At 72.2% G+C, this 5,942-nt stretch carries 5 protein-coding genes and 1 pseudogene; 2 read left to right on the forward strand and 4 right to left on the reverse strand.

Annotated elements, in window-relative coordinates:
- Nucleotides 1–1,125 (reverse strand): annotated as a pseudogene (locus tag D471_RS32465) (hypothetical protein); the annotation flags it as partial.
- Nucleotides 1,126–1,384: 259 nt separating this feature from the next.
- Between D471_RS32465 and D471_RS0100790 the strand changes: the two are divergent.
- On the forward strand, nt 1,385–2,188 hold the full coding sequence (locus tag D471_RS0100790) for a TIGR03089 family protein (RefSeq protein WP_017596863.1): 804 nt from the start codon (nt 1,385–1,387) through the stop codon (nt 2,186–2,188).
- A gap of 316 nt (nt 2,189–2,504) precedes the next feature.
- Here the strand turns inward: D471_RS0100790 and D471_RS0100795 are convergent, their stop codons facing one another.
- Complete coding sequence (locus tag D471_RS0100795) at nt 2,505–3,719, reverse strand: amidohydrolase (protein ID WP_017596864.1); 1,215 nt, start codon at nt 3,717–3,719, stop codon at nt 2,505–2,507.
- 68 nt (nt 3,720–3,787) lie between these two features.
- Nucleotides 3,788–4,588 (reverse strand): helix-turn-helix domain-containing protein, encoded by an 801-nt coding sequence (locus tag D471_RS0100800; RefSeq protein ID WP_026127281.1) that lies wholly within the window; start codon nt 4,586–4,588, stop codon nt 3,788–3,790.
- 311 nt (nt 4,589–4,899) lie between these two features.
- Between D471_RS0100800 and D471_RS0100805 the strand changes: the two genes are divergently transcribed.
- Nucleotides 4,900–5,502: a peptidylprolyl isomerase gene (locus D471_RS0100805; protein ID WP_017596866.1), complete on the forward strand. Its 603-nt coding sequence runs from the start codon at nt 4,900–4,902 to the stop codon at nt 5,500–5,502.
- An 18-nt stretch (nt 5,503–5,520) separates the two neighbouring features.
- Here D471_RS0100805 and D471_RS0100810 read toward each other — a convergent pair.
- A partial coding sequence (locus D471_RS0100810; RefSeq protein WP_017596867.1) for an aminotransferase class V-fold PLP-dependent enzyme occupies nt 5,521–5,942 on the reverse strand: 422 nt, incomplete at its 5' end.

Here is a 5,942-nt window from a genome sequence, read left to right on the forward strand (position 1 = left end):
ACAGCAGGGGACGGATCGCGAAGCCGACCATCGCGATCAGGGCGAGGACGGCCATGGCGGTCGGCAGCCAGCGGACCCGTTCCACGCGGGGGACGCCGTACCGCCACAGGGCGGCGGTGGCGACGACGGTGACCACGATGACGACGGCGGTGATCACCAGGAGCGGGTTGAGCGAGTCGGACAGGTAGTCCAGATAGGGACGGGACAGGCCGTAACCGGCGTACAGCCCCATCCCCGCGCCGACGAGGAGTCCGCCCAGCAGCGGCAGTGCCTGCCCCCGGCGGGCGAGCAGCAGCAGCCCGACGAAGCCGAGGACGGGCAGCAGGTCGCGCAGGACGTCGATCCGCACCACCAGTCCCAGGCCGAACGACAGTCCGGCCGCCGCGGCCAGGGTGTGCTGGGCGGACCAGCGATCACGCAGGAAGGAGCGTCGGGAGAGGGCGTCGTAGGCGAGGACCAGCCCGCCGAGCAGGAGGATCTGGGTGGCGGGTTCGCTGTAGGTGAACCGGCTGACCCACTGCTGGGGCAGACACACGGCCAGGACGACGGCGGCCAGCGGGGCCCATCGGGCGCCGACCAGGCGGGCGGTGAGCCCGGCGAGCGTCAGCACGCCCAGCGCGCCCAGGACGGGGGTGGTCACCAGCATGCCGGTGAGGCCGCCCAGCCAGTACCCGATCGAGGTCAGCAGGGGCGCACCGGCCATGAACTGCGGCCAGATGGCGTCGCCGCGCTGGTACTGGGCGAGGCTCTGGTAGCTGAGCGAGGGGTCGTCCCCGGCGATGAGGTCGGTGCGCAGGGGGATCGGCAGGGATCCGTTCTCCGCGNNNGGTCGCGTCGGATGACCAGCGCCTCGGCGTGGTAGGCGATCTGCACGGCGGCGAAGGCCACGGCTATCAGCAGCACGAGGACGACCGGCCACCAGGGCACGTCCTCCTCCGGGTCCGGGATGAGCCGGGGCACCAGGGCACAGGCCGTGACCACCACGGGGACACCGACGACGATCCCGGCCAGAGGCGTGAACAGGCCGAGCGCCAGGAGGGGGAAGGCCACCAGGAGCCAGGCCGAGACGGCGATGGCGGGGAGCGCGGTGACACGGGCGAGGATCCGTCCGGGAGGCAAGCGCATGAAGACACTCTGGCACCTCGGGCGACATGGCGCACACATCGAGGTAGTCGGTGGTCCGGCCCCCAGGGGAATGTCCGACGGCGGCCGACGCCCGCCCGCCGCGCTCGGCGGGCGGGGACAGGGGACGGTGTGGGCCCGGAGCGGGGTCCCTTCACCTGGTGAGAACGCCGCGAGAGTCGTGCTGGGGCGTGGCGCGGCGGAGTACGTGTCCGTGGGACACCGTCAGGGGGGTCCACGGGACACCCCCTAGAGTGGCGGCATGTCCGAGACTCCAGCACAGCTGTGGCGTGACCTCGTCGCCACCGCCCCCGCTCACCCGTTCGTGACCTCCTACGACGCGTCGGGGGGCAGGGTCGAGCTCTCCCCGGCCACCCTCGACAACTGGGTGTCCAAGACCGCGAACATGATGGTGGACGGGTTCGGGACACAGCCGGACGACCGGGTGGCGGTCGCGCTGCCCCTGCACTGGCAGTCCATCGTCTGGCTCCTGTCCTCCTGGTCGGTCGGGGCCGTGGCGGTGCCCGTCGACGGCGACGCCTTCCCCGACGGGGCGCAGATCGCGGTGGCCGACGCCGACCGGCTGGGGGCGGCGCTCGACAGCGGAGCCGAGGAGGTCGTGGGCGCGTCCCTGCACCCGCTCGGACTGCCCCTGAGGGACCTTCCACCGATGGTGCTCGACTACACCACCGAGGCCCGGGGGCACGGTGACCACTTCTCCCCCTACGTGCTCGACTCCGGGGCTCCCGCGTACGCGAGCGGGCGCGCGTGGACCGGCGCGGAGCTGGTCGCCGCCGCACGGGAGCGCGCCGAGCGGTGGGCGCTCACGGGCGAGGACCGCGTGGGGATCGTGATCGGCCCCGCCACGCCGCTGTCCGTGCTCGGCGACGACGCCTCGGTCCTCCTGGCCGCGGTGGTCGCGGGCACTGCGCTCGTGCTCCTCGAGGGCGGCCCCGAGGACGCGACCGACCTGCGCTCACGCCTGAAGATGGAAGGCGCCACCGCCGTCCTGGACCTGGCGGACAGTGGTGTGGCGGCCGACGGCGGCTTCCGCGCGCTGGGCTGACCCGTCCTTCCCGGATCGGCGCGTCGGGCGCTCCCCGGCGCCCTCTCGGGCCTCGCCCGCCCTTCGTGCCTCACGGGCCTCGCGCTCCCGCTCGGCCCGGTAGAGGTCGGCGGCCTGGGCGTGGATGTCGGGGTGCATGACGTCCTCCTCGGGGGTCCGGTGGGTCGGGACCGTGTGCCCCGACCAGCACCAGGCTTCCGCTAAGGAGGGCGCCCCCACCATGGGAGGACCTCCCTATTTCCGCTGGGCGGCCGCGCCTCAGACCACGCGCCCCACGCCTTAGTGCCCGATCGGGCGCTAAGGCGCGGGACTGCTCCTAGCCCTCGCGGTAGAAGGCGTCCGCCACCACGCGCTCCCGCCGCTCCTCGTCGTAGGTGTACACCTCACGGCCCTCGACGAACACGCGCAGGGCACGGCTCATGACGTCCAGGGGGTCGCCCGACCACACCACCACGTCGCCGTCCAGACCGGGCCGCAGCGCGCCCACCCGGTCGTCGATCCCCATGATCTCGGCGGGGTTGAGGGTGATCGCGCGGATCGCGGTGTCGCGGTCCAGGCCCTCCTTCACGCACAGGGTCGCCTGGTGCACGAGGAACTCGATCGGGACGACCGGGTGGTCGGTGGTCAGCGCGACCTTCACACCCGCCCGGTCGAGGATGCCCGGGTTGGCCAGCGTCTTGTTCTTCACCTCGACCTTGGACCGGCTCGTCATCAGCGGACCCGTGATCACGGGGACGCCGCGCGCGGCGATCTCGTCGGCGAGCAGGTGGCCCTCGGTGCAGTGGTTGATGATCAGGCGGTACCCGAACTCGTCGGCCAGGCGCATCGCCGTGTGCATGTCGTCGGCGCGGTGGACGTGCTGGCACCACGGGAGCTCACCGTCCAAGACGCTGACCAGCACCTCCATGGCGTTGTCCCGGTCGAAGGGGGTGCCCTCGGCAGCCGCGTGGTCGCGCTTGGCCTTGTAGTCCTGCGCCTTGGTGAACGCGTCGCGGATGACCGCCGCCACGCCCTGCCGCGTCGAGGGCAGCTGCTTCTTCTCTCCGTACACGCGCTTGGGGTTCTCGCCCAGGGCGCTCTTGACGCTGGTCGGCTGCCTGATCAGCCGGTCCTCCATGCTGCGTCCCCAGCACTTGACGGCCACCGTCTGGCCGCCGATGGGGTTGCCGGAACCGGGCTTGACGACGGAGCTGGTCACACCGCCGGACAGGGCGTCGACGAAGCCCAGGTCGGCGGGGTTGATGGCGTCCAGGGCACGCATGCGCGCGCCGTTGGGGTCGGTCATCTCGTTGGTGTCGTCGCCCGCCCAGCCGACGCCCTCCTCGTCGATGCCGATGTGGCCGTGCGCCTCGACGAAGCCGGGCAGCACCCACTTTCCGGAGGCGTCGACGACCGTGGCCCCCTCGGGAACGGTGACGTCGGCGTCCGGGCCGACCGCGGTGATGACGCCGTCGGAGATGAGGACCGTGCCGCCGTCGACGGGGTCTCCGTCGACGGGCACGACGTACCCGGAAGTGATCGCGATATCCATGGCGGGCAACCTAGCCCATCATCGGGTGTTCCCCCAAGGGCCGGTCGCGTCCGGATTCACCGTCCGGGTCACCGCGCGGTCAGGAGCTCCGAGTCCGGCGCCAGTTCGACGGCGACGCCCTCGATGGCGTCGCGCACCATCGTGCACCGCCCGACCTGCTCACTCTCAGCCGTGAGGTCTCCCCCCTGCGCGGCGAACGCGTAGACCATGCTGGGCCGGTCCTCGAACTCCATCAGGCGGAAGGCTCCCCCCAGTCCCGGGTGGTGCGGGGTCTGCTCGGGGATCACGCCCATGGTGACGATGCCCGCCGCGATGAGGTCGGCCAGGAAGCCGCGCTGGGCGTTGATGACGGCCGCGCCGCCCTGGGGGCGGGTCAGGGCGATCTCGTTGAGCACCACCCGCAGCCGGGGGCCGTCCGGTCCGGTCATCGCCGCGCGGTGGGCCATCTCCTCGTCCACCATGGCCTCGACCTGGTCCGCGCCGAGGCCGGGGTGGGCGGGCCCCAGGATGGCCCGGGAGTACTCCCGGGTACGCAGGAACGTGGGCACCGCCATGGGTTGGTGCTCCCAGAGCCGCGCCGCGTGCGTGCCGAGCTCCCGCATGTCCCCGAACTCGTTGGGGAAGGCCTCGGCCTGGAGGGTGACCGCCCACGCGTCGACCAGCTGGTGGTCGGCGCCCAGCGCGGTGTCCACCCGTTCGACCAGTGTCCGGGCCGGTCGGCAGTGCGCGTCCTCCACCTCGCGGAGCTTGTCGTCGGTCACCCCGACGGTCCTGGCCAGCTCGGCGCGTGAGAGCCCTTTGTCGGACCTGGCGCGCAGTATCCGCGCGCCGAAGGGGAGCCACATCGCAGACGGCAACGCAGTGTTCACTCCCGAATCCTCTCCCGTCGCCGGTCGGGGCGGGCCGTGTCCCTCGGGTCGACCCCGCCCCCTTCATCCGACCATCTCCCGTGGCGGTGCGGCTGGTCAAGCGACGGGGCGGGTGCGGCGATCCGTGATAAGTCAGTACAAGCACCGACAATGCCGTCCCATGACCGGACGCGTTCGAAGTATCATCCCCGAACCCCTCTGACCTGCGCGGCTCCCGTCGGGTGATCGGCGTGCCCCGGGGTGGGGAAGCCCCTCCTCCCCCAGTACTCTGAGTGCCGCCCAGTCGCGAACCACACCTCGGAAGTGAACCGATGAAGCGCTTGACCCTGCCGGCGACCGTCGTGCTGTCCTCCACCCTCCTGCTCGCCACGACCGCGTGCCAGGACGACACGGAGGTGTCGGACGTGGAGGGCGCGGTGCTGAACACCAGTGAGGGCGACATCACGGTGGAGCTCTTCCCGGAGGACGCTCCCCTGGCCGTCGCCAACTTCGTCGACCTCGCCGAGGGCGAGGGCGTGTCCAACCCGGTGACCGGGGACGCGGCCTTCTACGACGGGACCGTCTTCCACCGGGTGATCGAGGGGTTCATGGTCCAGGGCGGCGACCCCGAGGGGACCGGACGCGGCGGCCCCGGGTACACGTTCGAGGACGAGTTCGGCTCCGGCCGCACCTTCGACGAGCCGGGTGTGCTCGCCATGGCCAACTCGGGCCCGGACACCAACGGGTCGCAGTTCTTCATCACGGTGGCGCCGACCACGCACCTGAACGGCGGCCACACGATCTTCGGCCAGGTGGCCGACGACGAGTCCTACGCGGTCGTGGAGGCGATCTCCCAGGTGCGGACCGACCAGAACGACCGTCCGGTGGAGGACGTCGTGCTGGAGTCCGTCACGATCCAGCGCGCGGGGGACTAGCCGGCGCCTCTCCAGAACCTAGCGCCGCCGCTTGGCCCGGGCCGCGCGGGCCCGCTCGACGGCGGGCCCGATCGCCCCCGCCAGCGCCGCGACGTCCTCCGGGGCGGAGGTGCGGCCCAGGGACAGCCGCAGACTGCTCAGCGCGGTGTCCGGGTCGGCCCCCATCGACAGGAGTACGTGGCTGGGCTGGGCGACCCCCGCCGAACACGCGGAACCGGTCGAGCAGGAGATGCCCCGCGCGTCGAGCAGCATGAGCAGCGCGTCCCCCTCGCAGCCGGGGAAGGACAGGTGGGAGATCCCGGGCAGCCTCCCGTCGGGGTCGCCGTTGACGACGACGTCGGGAACCTCCGCCCGCACGCGCTCCTCCAGGTCGTCCCGGAGCGAGGCCAGGTGCTTGGCGTGCTCCTCGCGCTCGGCCACGGCGAGGTCAACGGCGGGGG

This window comes from Nocardiopsis lucentensis DSM 44048 (assembly GCF_000341125.1).
GTDB classification, from domain to species: domain Bacteria; phylum Actinomycetota; class Actinomycetes; order Streptosporangiales; family Streptosporangiaceae; genus Nocardiopsis; species Nocardiopsis lucentensis.

Bases quoted from the DNA above. Each gene is read 5' to 3' on its own strand.
- D471_RS0100805 (WP_017596866.1), top strand. From the start codon at position 4,900: ATGAAGCGCTTGACCCTGCCGGCGACCGTCGTGCTGTCCTCCACCCTC.
- D471_RS0100790 (WP_017596863.1), top strand. From the start codon at position 1,385: ATGTCCGAGACTCCAGCACAGCTGTGGCGTGACCTCGTCGCCACCGCC.
- D471_RS0100795 (WP_017596864.1), bottom strand. From the start codon at position 3,719: ATGGATATCGCGATCACTTCCGGGTACGTCGTGCCCGTCGACGGAGAC.